This window comes from Clostridium intestinale DSM 6191 (assembly GCF_900130055.1).
Taxonomy (GTDB): Bacteria; Bacillota; Clostridia; order Clostridiales; family Clostridiaceae; genus Clostridium_T; species Clostridium_T intestinale.
The window spans coordinates 151,958-168,981 of record NZ_FQXU01000008.1 but is presented as its reverse complement, the minus strand read 5'-3'; the positions used below and the strand labels follow the sequence as shown (position 1 = coordinate 168,981).

Below are 17,024 nucleotides of genomic sequence, written 5' to 3'. Positions count from 1 at the left end.
TTGCTCCTTAACTTTAGATTAAGATCTAAAAACAACCTCTTCCTTTGAAAACATATATTTTGCAAACAATACTGCCGCTATTATATATATAACATGCCACCCCAAGACTAATCCTATGTGCATAGGATCAAAAATTCCTGCCATAGCTTCTTTCATAACAACCACAGAATTAACTATAGGTATATTGAAAAACACAAAACCTATACTTTTTGCATCCATCATAAATGGAATATAAGTTAAAATCATTACTGGTAATAATAGACCGCCTAGATAGGTATTGGCCTCTTTCATAGAACGAGCAAATATACTTATTGCTATTTCCAAGGAACTTAAAGCTATTAAAACAAATATAGCTACTATTCCTATAACACCAAATGCACCTATTGGAATGGTCATCTTACCACCACTTGAGAACATATATATAGTGGTTCCAATCATAGTTGCTAAGCTAGTTATCAATGTTATTAATGCTATGGACGCTATAGCTATAAGCTTACCCCAAAATATAGAGGTTCTTCCCACAGAAGTAGATAATAAAGGTTCAAAAGTTCCTCTTTCTTTTTCTCCAGCAACTAAATCAGCCGCTATTCCTACAGTAGGGCTTATCATAAGTATGATTATTAAAGTTGGAAGCATACTCAAAATAGCATATGCCATGGCATTTTGTTCTTGCTTGCTTAAAGTTTCTTCTTTTATTTCAAACGGAGTCAAGATTTCACTGTCTATACCCTTTTGTTGTAATCTTGTATTTACTATATTTTTACTGTACTCATTAAATACTTCTCTTATCATTGATGAAGCTATTTTAGACTTATTTGAATCATCATCATAAATTATTTTAACATCACTCTTTTTCTCATTTACAACTTGGTTATCAAAATCCTTTGGAACATCTATTATAAGAGATATGTCTCCTTTTTTTAATTTATCTTCTTCATTTCCACTCTCATCTATAGTTATGTTATCCATACCGTCAATAATCTTGTATAGTGAAGACTCTTTGTCTCCTTTATAGGCTAATGTAACATTTTTCTCTACAGAGCTGACAGTATCCTTCATTGTCACATCTAATATTTTAAACATAGCTGGATATATTATTACTGGAAGTAATATAGTGAATATCAAAGTTTTCCTATCTCTGAATATATCTTTTAATTCTTTCTTTAAAATAACCCAAAAATTATTCATTATTTTTACCCCCTATCAGCCCTACAAAAACTTCTTCTAAGTCTTCATTTTTGTATCTTGTTTTCAACTCATTTACAGTACCTTGTTCTACAAGTTTTCCTTTATTAATTATTACTACTCTATCACAAAGTTTTTCAACTTCTCTCATAGAATGAGATGATAAGAGAATTGTTTTATTTTCTCCCTTACACTTAATTATAAAGTCATGTATAACTCTAGCAGCGGAAACATCCAAGCCTGTACTAGGTTCATCAAACAACATTACCTTTGGTGAATGTACTATTGTTCTTGCTATTGAAACCTTTTGTTTCATACCTCTAGAAAACTTACCAGCTCTCCTATCTATATATTCTTTCATATCTAAATCCTTAGCTAGCTCCTCTATTCTTCTATTTATTTCATCATCAGCCATTCCATATAATCTGCCAAAATACTGAATGTTCTCTTTAGCAGTTAATCTATCATATATACCTACATCTCCTCCAAATAAGATTCCTATTTCATTCCTAACCTTATCTGACTGTTTTATAACATCATATCCATTAACCACCACACTACCTTCTGTTGGTTTTAGCATAGTAGATATCATTCTTAAAGTTGTAGTTTTACCTGCACCATTTTCACCAAGTAGTCCTACTATTTCTCCTTCATTGACTGTAAACGAAAGTTTATCTACTACATTTACACTCTTAAATCTTTTACTTAATCCCTTTATTTCTAACATTATTTCACCTCTTATCAATTATTTATTAAGTTAAGTCTATCAATATTTACCAATTATATCAATGACCAAAAGAATTTTCTCTTCTTTATATATTTAAATTATTTTATTTAATACAGCCATTATTATACATATTATATGGTATATCATGGATATACTAATAGTGTTATATATTTTTAATAATAAAAGGGTGATATTATGGGTAAGTTGAAATTAATTTTAGGTGATATAACTAAAGAAAACTATACCGCCATCATAAATAACGCAAACTCTTCTTTATTAGGGGGAGGTGGGATAGACGGAGTAATTCATAGAACCTGTGGTGATAGCTTATTGAAAGAGTGTAAATCTCTTGAAGGATGTAAATCTGGATATGCTAAGATAACTAAATCCTATAATTTAGCTGATAATGGTATCTACTGGATTATTCATATGGTCAATCCTATTTGGCAGGGAGGTACACATAATGAACATACCATTTTAAGAAATGCTTATAAAAATGCTTTAGGTTTATGTATTGATTACAAAGATATATATCTAAAACAAACACTAGAAGCCATTGAAAGGCAACAAAGAAGATTACATGAAAATAGATTTTCTCATTTAGTAAAAGACCTAACTCTTTCGACTCAAGATTATATTGATAAACATCCAATAAAAAATATAGCTATTCCTTTTATGAATAGTGGAGTATACTGCTTTCCTGTAGAGGAAATGGCCTTCATAGCTTTAGAGGAAGTTAAGATTTTCTTAGATTCTCATATTGGAATTGAAGAAATTGCAATCGTTTGTCCTGATCAAAAGAATTTTTCTATTTTACAAGATATATCAAAAGAAATCTTCCAATCAGTAAAAATATAACTTTGTGTTTATGACGTTAAGAACTATATAGTATCTTAACGTCATATTATTATGATTTGATAACAACACTTAAAAGTTATCCTTTATTTACTTTTTTTATAATTTTTCTAGTAACCCATCTAGGCATAAATCTCACTGCTTGAACTAACAATTTATTTTTAAAACCAGGTACTAATAAAACACTTTTTTTATAAGTAAATTCTTCATAGGCTTCTTTTACTACATAAGTGGCATCCATTAGATTATTTTTCGAAATATCTGACTTTTCTACTTTAGCCATTTGCTGAAACTCTGTCTTTACTGCCCCTGGACATAAAGCCATAATTTTTACATTATAACCTAAACACTCTTCATATAACGCTTCTGTTAAGGATAAAACATATGCCTTAGTTGCATAATAAACACTCATATTAACTCCTGGTGCAAAAGCTGCTGTAGAAGCTACATTAAGAATCCCACCTTTATTTTTTTCAATCATACTAGGAAGGAATTTTTTTATTAATTTAGTTAATGCATAAATATTCACATCGATCATCTCTAAATCTTTGGCTTCTTCAACTTTATAAAATGCTCCATAAGATCCAAAACCAGCATTATTTATTAAATTATCCACAAAGATATCTTTTTTGTTCACAAAATCATATATGTAATCCACAGATTCCTTTTTAGATAAATCTACAGAAATAATTTCTATCTTTATGTTGTTTAGATTTTCTAACTCTTTTTTTATCTCTTGAAGCTTTTCCAATCTTCTTCCTATAAGTATAAGATTATTACCGTTTTGAGCAAAAATTTTTGAAAATTCATAGCCTAAACCTGAAGTAGCACCTGTAATTAAAGTATACTCTTTCATAATTTCGTTTCCCTTCACTTTATACAAAATATTCTATCACAATATTACGGGTAAAATAACTGATAAATGAAAACAATATTTTATGTAAGTGTTAGAAAGGAGTGATTCTGATTGGTTAGAAAAGGAATGCATGAAAAACAAATGGAACAAGCAAGAGATATGCTTGAAAAAAACATAGGTTTAGCTCAAATAGTTGAAGAAACTGGATTAAGTGAATCCGATGTTCTTAAAAAGCAGGAAAAGATGAGAAAAAAAATTAATGACTAACTGCTTTGGGTTTAGTCTATTGACTAAACCTTTTTGTTATGTTTAAAGTGAAATTATATATATTGACATTTTAAATTATATATGATAACTTTATAAGGTAATTAAAACTTGATTAAAAGGGAGTAGTTCCAAACACACCATCAACAGTACGACTATTTTTAGTCTGGTGTTGTGTACCTAATAATTTAGGTTACGAGACTTTTAATATAATTCTTTGTAAATTAGGAATTATATTAAAGGTCTTTTTTATTACAAAAAAGGGGGATTCAATATGAAAAATCATTTCAACAAGACCAGCAATGAATTATTTAACGAATTTAATACGTCTAATGACGGACTTGATTCAAGCTCTTTGGACTCATTAAGAAATAAACATGGTTTTAACGAACTTATTGAAAGCGAAAGAAAAAGTCTAATAGTAATTTTCCTAGAACAATTTAAGGATTTTATAGTTGGGGTATTACTAGCTGCTTCAATAGTATCTTTTGCTGTAGGAAACAAAGAAAGCACCATAGTAATTCTAATAGTACTTATTGTTAATGCCTTACTTGGTACAATCCAGCATGTAAAAGCGGAAGCCTCACTAAAAAGTTTAAAAGCTCTCTCAGCTCCAAATTCTAAAGTAATCAGAAATGGAGTAAAAATAGAAATACCATCTAGAGAGGTTTTACCTGGAGACATTGTTCTTCTAGAAGCTGGAGATTTTATAGCTGCTGATGGTAGAGTTATAGAAAACTTTTCACTACAAGTTAATGAAAGTTCACTAACTGGCGAATCTTTAAACATTGACAAACATTCTGATATAATAACTGATGAAAACATACCTTTAGCTGATAGAAAAAACATGGTTTTCTCAGGATCTCTTGTAACTTATGGAAGAGCAACTGTATTAATAACTGGAACTGGTATGGATACAGAAATAGGTAAAATAGCTCAATTACTTAAAAATACGCAAGAAAAGAAAACACCTTTACAAATAAGCTTAGATGATTTTGGTAAAAAACTTACAATAGGTATACTTGCAATCTGTTTGGTTATTTTCTTAGTAGATATTTATAGAGGCTTACCAATAATAGACTCATTAATGTTCTCTGTTGCTCTTGCTGTTGCTGCTGTTCCAGAGGCATTAAGTTCTATAGTAACTATTGTTTTAGCTTTAGGAACTCAAAAAATGGCTCACGAAGGTGCTATTGTTAAAAAGCTGAAATCTGTTGAAAGTTTAGGTTCTGTTTCAATAATCTGCTCTGATAAAACCGGAACATTAACTCAAAACAAGATGAAAGTTAAAGAGTTGTATATAGATAATTCTACTTTAAAAAGCAATGAATTAAATTTATCAAATGACTTACATAGCTTTTTCCTTAATTCTTTAACACTTTGTAATGATTCTTCTATAAAGTCTGGTAATGAAATAGGTGACCCTACAGAGATAGCTCTTGTAAAACTTGCTTCTGAATATTCAAAGACTGAAGAAGAAATTAGAGATTCTTATAAGAGATTAAGTGAAATACCATTTGATTCAGACAGGAAACTTATGAGTACAACCCATAAAATTAATTCTTCTTATAGATTAATAACTAAGGGTGCAGTAGATGTACTACTTAATAGAATAAACCACATAGAAACTTCTGAAGGTATAAGAGATTTAACTCCTGAAGATAGAACTATAATCGAAAATGCCAATGAGAACTTCTCAAAAAGAGGTCTAAGAGTTTTAGCATTAGTTTATAAAAATCTTCCTGCTGAGACAGGCATATCTTTAGAAGATGAATTTGACTATACTTTTGTAGGATTAGTGGCTATGATAGATCCACCTAGAGAAGAATCAGCAAAAGCAGTTGAAGACTGTAAATCAGCGGGAATTAAACCTGTTATGATTACTGGTGACCATAAAATTACAGCCTCTGCTATAGCTAAAGAGATAGGAATTCTTCAAAATGATTCTGAGGCCATAGAAGGAATAGAAATAGACAAAATATCTGATGAACAACTTAAAGAATTAGTTCCTAAGATTTCTGTTTATGCAAGAGTTACTCCTGAACATAAAATAAGAATAGTTCGTGCATGGCAAGATTTAGGAATGATAGTAGCTATGACTGGAGATGGTGTTAATGATGCTCCTGCTCTTAAGCAAGCTGATATAGGTATTGCTATGGGTATAACAGGAACTGAGGTATCTAAAGATGCATCTTCCATGATATTAACAGATGACAACTTTGCTACTATAGTAAAGGCTATTGCTAACGGAAGAAATATATATGCTAACATCAAGAACTCAATAAAATTCTTGTTATCAGGAAATACTGCTGGTATTTTATCAGTATTATATTCTTCAGTTATGGGTTTACCACTTCCTTTTGAACCAGTTCACTTACTATTTATAAACTTGGTAACTGATAGTTTACCAGCTATAGCTATAGGTGTAGATAAACCAAAAGGTGATTTATTAAAGGAAAAACCTAGAAAAGCCAATGCTTCTATATTAACTAAAGATTTTATGAAAAGCATCTTAAGTGAAGGTGTGTTAATAACAATAGCTACAATGGCTGCTTACTATATAGGATTGAATACAGGGGATAGGCACTTGGCAAGCACTCTTGCATTCTCAACTTTATGTTTAGCTAGATTATTCCACAGCTTTAACTGTAGAGGAAAAGAATCTATACTTAAGACAGGGTTATTTACTAACCAATATATTTGGTATGCTATACTTACAGGTTTAGCCCTATTATTAGCTATATTATTTATAACTCCACTTAGTTCTTTATTCTTAGTTTCTACTATAACATTAACTAACTTAGCACAAATATTTGGACTTGCATTAGCTCCAACTATATTAATTCAATGCTATAGACTTATAAAAAACTAATTAAATTCAAAAGAACTGTTGCACTAAATAATCAGTGCAACAGTTCTTTTTATAGATTTATTTATTTTTTAAATTTAATATTACATTTTCCTTTTTAGCTTTTTAACTTTTTAATAAGCATAATTAATTTAATTAAAATGACTTTAATGAAGCTCTTGAGAAGAAGAGCTTCTACAGGATTAAGGTTTACCTAATCTGGCCTTCGCCGTAGATTATATATTTTATAGTTGTTAATTCTTTTAATCCCATTGGGCCTCTTGCATGAAGTTTTTGAGTACTTATTCCTATCTCAGCTCCAAATCCAAATTCAAAACCATCTGTGAATCTTGTTGATGCATTAACATATACGGCTGCTGCATCAATTTCTTTTAGGAATTTTTGAGAATTAAAATAATTGTTAGTTACAATAGCCTCTGAATGTTTTGTTCCATGAGTATTAATGTGCTCTATAGCCTCTTCTAAAGAATCTATAACTTTCACCGCAAGTATATAGTCATGGAATTCTGTATCCCAATCCTCTTCAGTTGCTTTTACTACATCAGGTAATATCTTTAGAGTTCTTTCACATCCTCTAACTTCAACATCGTATTCCTTTAAGCCTTCATAAACTAATGGTAAAAATTCTTCGGCTAAATTTTCATGTACTAGTAAAGTTTCACAGGCATTACATACTGATGGTCTACTACATTTTGCATTTATAAGTATTTTTTTAGCCATATCTAAGTCTGCATCCCCATCAACATACACATGACAATTGCCTATTCCTGTTTCTATTACTGGAACTGTTGCATTTTCAACCACGGTTTTTATTAATCCTGCTCCACCTCTTGGTATTAATACGTCTATATACTTGTTTAATTTCATCATTTCTTTAGCTACTTCTCTGCTAGTGTCCCCTACTAACTGAACTGAGTTTCTTGGGAACCCAGCTTCTTCTAAGGCGTCGCCTATAACCTTAACTATTGCCTTGTTCGAGTTAATAGCTTCACTTCCACCTCTTAATATAGTAGCATTACCAGTCTTTAAGCAAAGTACTGCTGCGTCCAATGTAACATTAGGTCTAGCTTCATATATTATTCCTATAACCCCTAGAGGAACTCTCTGTTGGCCTATTTGTAAGTTCGCATGATTTTTCCACATACTCACTACTTCTCCTATTGGATCTGGTAATGAAACCACTTGACCTACTCCTATTGCCATTTCTTCTACTCTAGCTTCTGTAAGTCTTAATCTATCAAGCATAGCTTTTGATGTACCTTTTGCTTCTGCAACTTCTAAATCTTTTTCATTTTCAGCTATTATTTCATGTTTTCTTAAAAGAATGAACTCTTCAATCTTTTTTAACGCCTTATTTTTCTCTTCTGTAGATGAATTCCCCAAAAATCTTGAAGCCTTTTTAGCTTCTTTTCCCATTTCAATTAAATTACTCATTAATTAGCCCCCTTTTAATTATAAATAGCGTACCTACATCTTGCCCTTCAAGAATATCAAACAATATCTCTGGATCTTTACCATTTGTTAATATCATATTAACTCCTGCTCCTAAAGCTACCTTAGCCGCAGCAAGTTTTGTTTTCATTCCACCAGTTCCTTGAGACGATCCTGCACCACCTGCAAATTCTTCTAGTTCTTTATTTACCTCATATATCTCTTTAATCATTCTTGAATCTTCGTTATGTCTTGGGTCTGAATCATAAAACCCATCTATATCAGATAATATAATAAGTAAGTCTCCTTTAATAAGTTTTGCTACAATTGCAGATAGATTATCATTGTCCCCAAAATTACATATGTTTTCTATCTCATCTATAGACACCGTATCATTTTCATTAACTATAGGAATTACTCCTTTTTCTAAAAGTGTTTCAAAGGTATTAATAACATTGTTTCTTATATGCTCGTCCTCTACAACATCTCTTGTTAAAAGAACTTGTCCAACCACGTTTCCATATTCACCAAAAAACTTACTATAAATATGCATAAGCTCACACTGTCCAACAGCTGCTACCGCCTGTTTTTCTCTAATAGTATTAGGTCTTTCTTCTAGATTAAGCTTACTACACCCAACCCCAATTGCTCCAGAAGATACTAATACCACTTCTTTCCCTTGATTTCTTAAATCTGCTAACACCATAGCCAGCTTATCAATTCTTTTTAAATTTATTTTACCATTATCATAAGTTAAGGTAGATGTCCCTACCTTAACTACTATTCTTTTACTTTCTTTTACTATATTTCTTCCCCAATTCAATTTAAAGCCCCCTTGCTTTTCCTAAACAAAATATTTTATATATTATAACATATAACCATTAAATAAATATATAATTATTCTGCTTTATGACATCACCATATCTCCACCATTAACATGTATAGTAGTTCCTGTTATAAAGGATGCTTCTTGGGATGCTAAAAACACATAAGCACCTGCTAATTCCACGGGTTGAGCAGCCCTTCCTTGCTTATTATCTGTTCCAAAATCCCCAACCTTTTTTTCATCAAATGAGGCAGGAATAAGTGGAGTCCAAACTGGTCCCGGTGCTACAGCATTAACTCTAATTCCTTTAGATACAAGGTTCATGGCTAAGGATCTAGTAAAACTAGTTAAAGCACCTTTTGTTGAAGAATAATCAATTAAAGTTTCATGCCCTCTATATGCTGTAATTGATGTGGTATTTATTATAGAATCTCCTTTTTGAAGATGAGCTATAGTTGCTTGGGTCATAAAAAAAGTTCCAAAAATATTTGTTTCAAAAGTCTTTTTTAGTTGGTCTTCTGTTATATCCTCTATATTTTGTTGTTCATATTGAACAGCTGCGTTATTTATTAGTATATTTATCTTTCCTAAAGAACTTATTATTTTCTCGATAGCTTTATTGCAGAAATCTTTAATTTTGATATCTCCAGCTATTAAAACACATTTACGTCCTATTTTTTCGATTTCTTTTTTAGTTTCTTCTGCATCTTCATTTTCATTATTATATATTATAGCTATATCTGCTCCTTCATTAGCTAAAGCCACAGCTGCAGCTTTTCCTATTCCGCTATCTCCACCTGTAATTACTGCAACTTTATCTTTTAGTTTTCCATTTATAATTCCATAACCCTCTGATTTAAAAATTGGTGTAGGATTCATTTCCTTTTCTATCCCTGGTTGGATATTTTGATGTTGCTCTGGAAACTTTTTTGGAAAGTTTGCTGTAAAATCCATACTATTTTCCTCCTTAGTACTCTATTCTAAGTGTAGTATTTTCAAAAGCATCTATTTTTAATCACCAATTATTCCAAGGTATACGTCCAAGCTTTTTATCTAAAAATATATAAGAAAGGTTGGTGATTGTTTTGGAGAGAAGAGTTATTAATCCTGGAGATTTGAAAGCTAGAATAGAAAACACTTTTAAAGATTTTTACTGGGTAAATAAATACGAGATAAATGCAAAAAATGATCCATTTTGGGCTAAGGTATTTATTAGTCCTGATTTAATTCCTTTCTATGAGATAGAAGGTTTTTTAAACTTTTTAGATGACAACATAGATAAGGCTACTTGTACTATTGTTTCAACTAACAAAGTAGTTCCTATTGGAGATGGATATGGTTCAGGTGAAGAGTTTATTTATTTCTTAGGAACAGATGAAATTAAAGCATTACTTACTAAATCCTATGACCTATCTTTCTCAAAATATATAGATGCTATAACCAAAGTTAATGAAGATATCCACATAATAATTAAAGAAAAGCAGCCTTTAAAAGTATAAATATAAGCCTAGGATTTTATCCTAGGCTTATATTGAAAGTTATTATATACATTAATGTAGTTTTTAAGATTTAATAATCAGAAGAGTAGCTTTTAAATCTTCGTAAGCAGAAGTGTGGATTTTAGATCTTCATATGCAGATGTGCATATCTTTTTATCCTTAACCATTTCACCTATTATATCTAGAGCCTTACTTTTCTCCATTCCTTTTCTATAAGGCCTGTCTTCTGTAAGGGCTTGATATATATCACAAACTGCTAATAATCTTTGTTCTTCTCCTAATTTCTCTGCTAAAAGTTTTCTTGAATAACCACTTCCATCAAGTTTTTCATGGTGACTTATTGCCCATTCTGTTACATCGCTAATGCTTGTCAATGGTTTAAGAACACTATAAGTATAATCAACATGACTTTTAACTATGGTAAATTCATCCTCAGTAAGTTTTCCATTTTTATTTATAAACTCTTTAGGAACTGCTAGTTTTCCTATATCGTGTAATAAACCAGCTATTTTAAGTTTTATACATTTAGTTTCTTCGTATCCTTTGTATCTACCTATACAATAAGCCATTTCAGCTATACCTCTAGAATGTCTTGCAGTAAATGAACTTCTAGAGTCTATTATTTCAGCATAAACTTCAGCTACTTCTTGAAATTCATCATCATTCAAGACATCATTAATTAAGGGCTTATTTTGTTCTAGCCATAAATCTCTAGCATTTTCATTATTTAATACATTCCAAAATTCTTCATCTGAGGTAATACTATTCACTGCTTTTATGACTTCATCAGAAATAAAATTCTCTAAGTTACTGGCTAGTAACTTAAATAACTCTTTATGTTCTCTTTTATCAATCAAGTGATTGTGAGTTTCTATTAAATCACTTGCTCTAATTATTTGACTAATTAAGGGGATATCTTTACCTACTTTTCCAAAAGGGCCTGTTCCATCAACATTTTCATGATGAAATTTTATATAATCTTCTAAATGTTTTATGTGAGGAATTCCTCCAATTAATTTCGAACCGTCCTCGCAATGATTCATTAAGATTTTTTCTTCGTTAGCTTCTCTAAATGCAACTTTAGCTAATCCTAAATCATGAAGATATGAAGATATATATGCATCCTTCTTCAAACTTAATTGTAAATTCATTTCGTTTGAAATTTTTAATGCTATGAAAGCCGTTCCCTTAGCATGACTTATATAATCGCCTTTAACCCTATCTGTTTTTACTCCATTTATGTATTCTCTAATTGTAGTGTTTGTAGCTATCTCACTTAAGCTTACAGTTATAACTAATGATTCCATTATTTCTTCTAGTTTTACTCGCATTTATTTCATCCCCTAATTCTACACAGTCACACTATTCTATCTTATATTTTAAAGTAATTCTTTAATTATTCAATAAATATCTACTAAAAACTTTAATTTTCTGTAAACTGTAACTTTTGGATTTCTCTTATCTATATTTAAGCTTTATTGAAATCATGATTTTACTATGTTAAAATCTATCTTAAACAATATAATCTTAGGAGGAGTTAGAATGAAAAAAGAAATTATATCGACTTCCAAAGCTCCTGGAGCTATAGGTCCTTACTCTCAAGGAGTAAAGATAGGAAACTTAGTATACACATCTGGACAGATTCCTTTGAATCCTATAGATGGATCAATGCCTTCATCTATAGAAGATCAAACTAAACAATCTTTAGAAAACTGTAAAGCAATATTAGAAGAAGCTGGTACAAGCTTAGATAATGTTATTAAAACAACTGTATTTTTAGCAGATATGAATGATTTCGTTAAGATGAATGAAGTTTATTCAACATACTTCTCAGCAAATCCACCTGCTAGAAGTGCAGTACAAGTAGCCAAGCTTCCAAAAGACGCACAAATCGAAATAGAAATGATAGCAACTATATAATAAATTCGGAGGAATAACAAATGAAATATACAACTTCAGGTGTATGCGCAAGGCAAATATCTTTTGATGTTGAGGATAATAAACTAAAAAATGTTTCTTACGTTGCTGGCTGTAATGGAAATTTACAAGCTTTAAGTGCTTTAGTAGAAGGTCTCGATATTGATACAGTTATATCTAAACTTCAAGGTATTGATTGTAAGCAAAAAGGAACATCCTGTGCTGATCAATTAGCAAAAGCATTAATAGAGTATAAAACTTCAACTGTAAATTAACATATTAAAACAGATGATTCTAGGAAAGAATCATCTGTTTTTCTATTCTAACAACATACTTTTAAGTTTTATTTTCTTTTCCTTAGTAAGACCAAATTCAGTTTCTAGATACTCGTCTATACTTTCATACCGTTCTTTTATTGCTGATAAAAAGCCCTCAATATACTCTCTCCTTACCCCCATAAGAGCATCTAAGAGATATTCTACCTCTGGATACTTTTCTATATCCCTTATACTTTTTTTATAAGCTTCATTTGACTCATAGAAATATTCTTGAGACAAAAGATAATCTTCAATTATAGTTTCTTCTGGTACATCTATTGCAAGCAATAACAAAGCTGCCCCTATACCTGTTCTATCTTTACCAGCGGCACAATGTTGAAGTATGGGATATTTCTCCTCATCTAAAGCATAATTTATTAGCTTCTTATAGGCTTCATTTCCAAAAGCCATTTGTATATATCTTTTCCCAAGTATATCTAATGGATTTTTTATAGCTCGTATTTGTTCTAGGTTTTTAGCTAGATCTTTCATGTCTAGATTAACTTCATTGCCATCTTCTAAAGTCATGGCAGATATATTTACATATTCTGTTCCATCAATGATAGGATCTGGCTTCTTATCCACCTCTTCTTTAGTTCTATAATCAAATATGCTCTTAATTCCTAGGTTAAGAAAGGATACCTTATCCTCTTCAGTTAGTGAATTTAAACCATCAGACCTATATAATTTGCCCCATTTTACAGTTTTTCCGTCCTTTGTTTTGTATCCACCTAAATCTCTAAAATTAGCTAATCCAATAAATTTAAGTCTTCTCTCATTATTCAAAGGCTTCCCTCCTTCTAAAATAATTTTTCTTTTAGTATTTTATCCTCTTATTTCTTTAAAGATACCAGTATACTAAAACCTATAATTTAATTTTATAATAAAATCCTTTACTTTTATATAATTAATATTAATAAAATTTGGTTAGACTATATATTGAGGTGATTAATATGTACAGTAGTTTTGGTGTTAACTTAGATAAACAATACTCTTCTTTATCTAGAAGAACAAAAATTCCTAAAATAAGACATAGAGAATGCGAAGATGATTGCGAATGCCATATGAGTGAAAAATATTTTAAAGAAATGAATGGTGCTGTAGATTATCTTAAAGATAAGTTAAAAGATTTCAAAAATTCTGTTTCTATGGAAATGGGAATGGATGAAGATAATATTAACATATCTTGTTGCTCCCATGATTATTGCATTAGCAAAAAACATCTGGCTTTAATAGGAGTAGGTACTCTCGCTTTTGTTTTAGGTGTTAAAGCCATGAAAAATCACAGATAAAATAAAACTGCTCAATATTTCTATTGGGCAGTTTTATGTTTTCTATTTAATTAGGTTTTCTAAATGATTAAATGTACTTTCTGTAGATCTTATTTGAGATTCATTTCCCACTACAACTATACAATTATCTTTTAAACTTTCTTCTATAAGATTACCGTAAGCTTTAATGTCTTCTAATGTAGTATTTAATACTTGTTCTCGTTCTCTTATTAAATCTTCTTCTGTGTATCCCGCATAATATTCAACTACAGCTTTATCTGCTTTACTATCCGGATTAGAAGGAACATCTAATTTACTTACAGTTCCTATGATATATTTCACCATTTCTTCTTTAGTTGCATTAAAGCTCTTTAAATACTCTACAGTGCCTTTATATGCATCAAATGTTTTTATAATATTAGGATCTCTATATGAGCTAAAATACAAGAATCCATCTTTACTTAAGTTAACTCTTACCCCATAAGCTCCACCTTCAACTCTTACTTTACTCCATAGATAATCAAAATTAAGTATTGTATTTAATACTCTCATGTTTCCTGAATACTTAAATCCTTTATCTAAATAACAGCCGCCTAAAGTAACATAGTTTATGTTTGCTTGAGTTAAGAATCCTTCATTCATTTTTTCAAGTTTATAATTAAAATCTTGATTTTTAACTTGTTTATCAATTAGGCCTTTCTTTAATATCTGTACATTATCTTCTATTAAAGAAATGTTTTCATCTTCTTCGGTAAAGGATATAGTTAAATTATTAATATTGAAAACTGAATCTGCTATTTCTCTTAACTTATTAGTAACGCTCTCTGGATCACTCTCTAGTGTCTTTTCTATATTACATATAAATTTATATAATCCTATACCTCCAATAGAGTCTTCAAAATATCCTCTAGGTGACATATAACTTAAGACTCTTAAACTACCAAGAACATTTCCTGAAGCCACCATAGCACCTTCATATCTAGACTTTATCTCTCTTACTATTTGAAGTATTCTTGTATTATCTTCAAATGAAGTTTCAGTTACTACCTCGGTCATAAGTTCAAGTAAGCTAGAAACCTTAGCACTTAACGCTTTACCATTTACTACAAATGCTGGTACGAAGTCTTGTTTATTATCTTTTTTATAAAAACTTCTTGCGGAATAACTTATTCCTCCTGTACTCATATTTATAGCATTTGTAAGTTCTTCATAACTTCTCTTTTGGGTATTTATTCTTCCTAATAAAAATGAAAGTAAAGCTAAATATTGACCTTCTTCCTTATTTATTACCCTTCCATCAAAGATTAACTTTATATATGAAATTTTATTTGTAAACATAGGAGTAAATAAAGTTTTAATTCCTTCAATATTCTTTTCAACTAAAGTTATCTTCTCTACATCCTTAGATATATCCTCTAAAGTAAGCTTAGGCAATGTATCTAACTGCTCTTTAGTATCTGGGGTCATTTGTCTTTTTCTTAATTTCTCTTCATCTTTTTTAATATTTTCTATATAATCTTCTGTAAATGTAGCCTTTATATCCTTAAGCTTCTCTTTAAGTTCTATTTCAGTTTTTTCAGTTAATCCCTTTTCTGGAGTCATACTTATTATGGTTTTGTGATTATTACTTAAAATATATTTATTTATTAATCCTTCAAAATATCCTTTTGATGATTTATCTCTTATCGATTTAATTATATCTGTATATTCTAAATTTAAAAAAGGTTCTCCTCCATAAAGCATACTTTCTAGAACTGTGATTCCATATATAAGACCTTTTGGATACCCTCCAAAGTTAGCTTCTCTTAATTCAAATTCTTTTCTATTTACAGCTCCAGTTATAAAATCCTCTGGAATTCCATTTTTACTTATGTCAGTTAAAATTTCATCTATCTTATTTATTATACTTGCCTTATTTTCTTCATCTGTATTTTTAATAGTTATATTAAGATATGGTTGTTTTATTCCACCTTCAAACCTTCCTGTAACTACCTTAACTATACCACTATTTATTAATTTATTTTTTAGGAGCGCATTATTAGCAGTAAGTAGTATATATTCTAAAATTTCAAAGGATAAAACCAACTCTCTATCTAATGCTCTACCTATTGAATAGTTAAGAGAAAGATAGGATTTATTATTAACTTCATCATCATTTGAAATTCCATATGACATTTTTATTTCCTTAGGTTTTTCAAAAGCTTCTTGAACACCTAAGTTAGGTGGTATATTTTGATAAGAATATTCATTTAAATAATTATCATTTATAAATGCTAATTCTTCATCAGTGTCGCCGTCTCCATATAAAAATATAATACTGTTAGATGGATGATAATATCTTTTATGAAAGTTAACAAAATAATCATAAGTTAAATTTGGGATAACTGCTGGGCTACCACCTGAATCATTGCCATAAGTAGTATCTGGATAAAGTGACCTTGAACTAGCTCTAGAAATAATGGAATCTGGGGATGAATATACTCCCTTCATTTCATTATAAACTACTCCATTTATCTTAAGTTCATCAGTTTCTTTATCTATCTCATAATGCCAACCTTCTTGCATGAATATTTCTTTTTCTTTGTATATATTAGGATTTAATACTGCATCTAAATATACGTCCATTAAATTAAAGAAGTCCTTTTTATTTTTACTTGCAATTGGATACATGGTTTTGTCAGCAAAGGTCATTGCATTTAAAAATGTATTTAAAGAACTTTTTAATAATTCTACAAATGGCTCTTTACTCGGAAATTTTTTAGATCCACATAAAACTGAATGTTCTAATATATGAGCAACTCCTGTACTATCTTCTGGTGGTGTCTTAAAAGTAATAGCAAATACTTTATTATCTTCATCATTACTTATTTTTATTAATTTAGCTCCTGTTTTTTCATGTGTAAACACTAACCCTTTGGAGTTTATTTCATGTAAATCTTTAATATTTTCTAATTTAAATCCACTATATATAGTTCCTTCTTTATAATTCATCTCACTCATCCTTTCT

16 protein-coding genes are annotated in these 17,024 nt (G+C 30.1%); 7 read left to right on the top strand and 9 right to left on the bottom strand.

The genetic code is table 11. From position 1 onward, the window contains the following. Positions 1 to 18: 18 nt before the first annotated feature. Together BUA92_RS13595 and BUA92_RS13590 are read right to left on the bottom strand one after the other, a co-directional pair. Positions 19 to 1,188, bottom strand: a complete 1,170-nt coding sequence (locus tag BUA92_RS13595; protein ID WP_073020297.1) for an ABC transporter permease — start codon at positions 1,186 to 1,188, stop codon at positions 19 to 21. Then, complete coding sequence (locus BUA92_RS13590; protein ID WP_073020296.1) at positions 1,181 to 1,912, bottom strand: ABC transporter ATP-binding protein; 732 nt, start codon at positions 1,910 to 1,912, stop codon at positions 1,181 to 1,183. Before BUA92_RS13590 ends, BUA92_RS13595 begins: the two co-directional genes overlap by 8 nt. A 195-nt stretch (positions 1,913 to 2,107) precedes the next feature. Here BUA92_RS13590 and BUA92_RS13585 point away from each other — a divergent pair, with 195 nt between their 5' ends. Beyond that, on the top strand, positions 2,108 to 2,770 hold the full coding sequence (locus BUA92_RS13585) for a macro domain-containing protein (RefSeq protein ID WP_073020295.1): 663 nt from the start codon (positions 2,108 to 2,110) through the stop codon (positions 2,768 to 2,770). A 76-nt stretch (positions 2,771 to 2,846) separates the two neighbouring features. On the opposite strand, the gene BUA92_RS13580 is transcribed toward BUA92_RS13585, so the two are convergent. After that, on the bottom strand, positions 2,847 to 3,623 hold the full coding sequence (locus BUA92_RS13580; RefSeq protein ID WP_073020294.1) for an SDR family NAD(P)-dependent oxidoreductase: 777 nt from the start codon (positions 3,621 to 3,623) through the stop codon (positions 2,847 to 2,849). Positions 3,624 to 3,734: 111 nt separating this feature from the next. Here BUA92_RS13580 and BUA92_RS23330 point away from each other — a divergent pair, with 111 nt between their 5' ends. Then, entirely contained in the window at positions 3,735 to 3,890 is a 156-nt protein-coding gene (locus BUA92_RS23330; protein WP_021804300.1) for a hypothetical protein, read from the top strand. A 271-nt stretch (positions 3,891 to 4,161) separates the two neighbouring features. Further along, the gene (locus BUA92_RS13575) at positions 4,162 to 6,759 is read left to right on the top strand and encodes a cation-translocating P-type ATPase (RefSeq protein ID WP_073020293.1); all 2,598 of its coding nucleotides are present in this window, start codon (positions 4,162 to 4,164) and stop codon (positions 6,757 to 6,759) included. Between the two features lie 186 nt (positions 6,760 to 6,945). On the opposite strand, the gene BUA92_RS13570 is transcribed toward BUA92_RS13575, so the two are convergent. The 3 genes from BUA92_RS13570 to BUA92_RS13560 all read right to left on the bottom strand — a co-directional run bounded on the left by BUA92_RS13570 (position 6,946) and on the right by BUA92_RS13560 (position 9,967). Next, positions 6,946 to 8,190: a glutamate-5-semialdehyde dehydrogenase gene (locus BUA92_RS13570; protein WP_073020292.1), complete on the bottom strand. Its 1,245-nt coding sequence runs from the start codon at positions 8,188 to 8,190 to the stop codon at positions 6,946 to 6,948. Continuing rightward, a complete protein-coding gene (gene proB, locus BUA92_RS13565; RefSeq protein ID WP_073020291.1) occupies positions 8,183 to 9,010 on the bottom strand; it encodes a glutamate 5-kinase in 828 nt (275 codons plus the stop codon). The genes BUA92_RS13570 and proB overlap by 8 nt, the downstream gene beginning before the upstream one ends. Before the next feature lie 84 nt (positions 9,011 to 9,094). Next, the gene (locus BUA92_RS13560) at positions 9,095 to 9,967 is read right to left on the bottom strand and encodes an SDR family oxidoreductase (RefSeq protein WP_073020288.1); all 873 of its coding nucleotides are present in this window, start codon (positions 9,965 to 9,967) and stop codon (positions 9,095 to 9,097) included. Between the two features lie 131 nt (positions 9,968 to 10,098). Between BUA92_RS13560 and BUA92_RS13555 the strand changes: the two genes are divergently transcribed. After that, on the top strand, positions 10,099 to 10,512 hold the full coding sequence (locus tag BUA92_RS13555; protein ID WP_073020286.1) for a hypothetical protein: 414 nt from the start codon (positions 10,099 to 10,101) through the stop codon (positions 10,510 to 10,512). 92 nt (positions 10,513 to 10,604) lie between these two features. Here the strand turns inward: BUA92_RS13555 and BUA92_RS13550 are convergent, their stop codons facing one another. Then, positions 10,605 to 11,843: an HD-GYP domain-containing protein gene (locus tag BUA92_RS13550; protein ID WP_073020284.1), complete on the bottom strand. Its 1,239-nt coding sequence runs from the start codon at positions 11,841 to 11,843 to the stop codon at positions 10,605 to 10,607. A gap of 211 nt (positions 11,844 to 12,054) precedes the next feature. On the opposite strand from BUA92_RS13550, the gene BUA92_RS13545 reads away from it, so the two are divergent. Continuing rightward, positions 12,055 to 12,432, top strand: a complete 378-nt coding sequence (locus BUA92_RS13545; RefSeq protein WP_021804293.1) for a RidA family protein — start codon at positions 12,055 to 12,057, stop codon at positions 12,430 to 12,432. Positions 12,433 to 12,452: 20 nt separating this feature from the next. After that, complete coding sequence (locus BUA92_RS13540) at positions 12,453 to 12,704, top strand: TIGR03905 family TSCPD domain-containing protein (protein ID WP_073020281.1); 252 nt, start codon at positions 12,453 to 12,455, stop codon at positions 12,702 to 12,704. A gap of 42 nt (positions 12,705 to 12,746) precedes the next feature. Here BUA92_RS13540 and BUA92_RS13535 read toward each other — a convergent pair whose 3' ends face one another. After that, positions 12,747 to 13,532 carry a tyrosine-protein phosphatase gene (locus tag BUA92_RS13535; protein ID WP_073020279.1) on the bottom strand — a complete coding sequence of 262 codons (786 nt, stop codon included), beginning with the start codon at positions 13,530 to 13,532 and terminating at the stop codon, positions 12,747 to 12,749. A 167-nt stretch (positions 13,533 to 13,699) separates the two neighbouring features. On the opposite strand from BUA92_RS13535, the gene BUA92_RS13530 reads away from it, so the two are divergent. Continuing rightward, positions 13,700 to 14,038 carry a hypothetical protein gene (locus BUA92_RS13530; protein ID WP_073020277.1) on the top strand — a complete coding sequence of 113 codons (339 nt, stop codon included), beginning with the start codon at positions 13,700 to 13,702 and terminating at the stop codon, positions 14,036 to 14,038. Positions 14,039 to 14,080: 42 nt separating this feature from the next. Here the strand turns inward: BUA92_RS13530 and BUA92_RS13525 are convergent, their stop codons facing one another. After that, positions 14,081 to 17,008 (bottom strand): insulinase family protein, encoded by a 2,928-nt coding sequence (locus tag BUA92_RS13525; protein ID WP_073020274.1) that lies wholly within the window; start codon positions 17,006 to 17,008, stop codon positions 14,081 to 14,083. Positions 17,009 to 17,024: the final 16 nt, after the last annotated feature.

Excerpts from the sequence above, each read along its gene's own strand:
- BUA92_RS13550 (WP_073020284.1), bottom strand. The coding sequence starts at position 11,843 with ATGCGAGTAAAACTAGAAGAAATAATGGAATCATTAGTTATAACTGTA.
- BUA92_RS13575 (WP_073020293.1), top strand. The coding sequence starts at position 4,162 with ATGAAAAATCATTTCAACAAGACCAGCAATGAATTATTTAACGAATTT.
- BUA92_RS13595 (WP_073020297.1), bottom strand. The coding sequence starts at position 1,188 with ATGAATAATTTTTGGGTTATTTTAAAGAAAGAATTAAAAGATATATTC.
- BUA92_RS13540 (WP_073020281.1), top strand. The coding sequence starts at position 12,453 with ATGAAATATACAACTTCAGGTGTATGCGCAAGGCAAATATCTTTTGAT.
- BUA92_RS13570 (WP_073020292.1), bottom strand. The coding sequence starts at position 8,190 with ATGAGTAATTTAATTGAAATGGGAAAAGAAGCTAAAAAGGCTTCAAGA.
- BUA92_RS13580 (WP_073020294.1), bottom strand. The coding sequence starts at position 3,623 with ATGAAAGAGTATACTTTAATTACAGGTGCTACTTCAGGTTTAGGCTAT.
- BUA92_RS13585 (WP_073020295.1), top strand. The coding sequence starts at position 2,108 with ATGGGTAAGTTGAAATTAATTTTAGGTGATATAACTAAAGAAAACTAT.
- BUA92_RS13560 (WP_073020288.1), bottom strand. The coding sequence starts at position 9,967 with ATGGATTTTACAGCAAACTTTCCAAAAAAGTTTCCAGAGCAACATCAA.
- BUA92_RS13545 (WP_021804293.1), top strand. The coding sequence starts at position 12,055 with ATGAAAAAAGAAATTATATCGACTTCCAAAGCTCCTGGAGCTATAGGT.
- BUA92_RS13530 (WP_073020277.1), top strand. The coding sequence starts at position 13,700 with ATGTACAGTAGTTTTGGTGTTAACTTAGATAAACAATACTCTTCTTTA.
- BUA92_RS13525 (WP_073020274.1), bottom strand. The coding sequence starts at position 17,008 with ATGAATTATAAAGAAGGAACTATATATAGTGGATTTAAATTAGAAAAT.
- BUA92_RS13590 (WP_073020296.1), bottom strand. The coding sequence starts at position 1,912 with ATGTTAGAAATAAAGGGATTAAGTAAAAGATTTAAGAGTGTAAATGTA.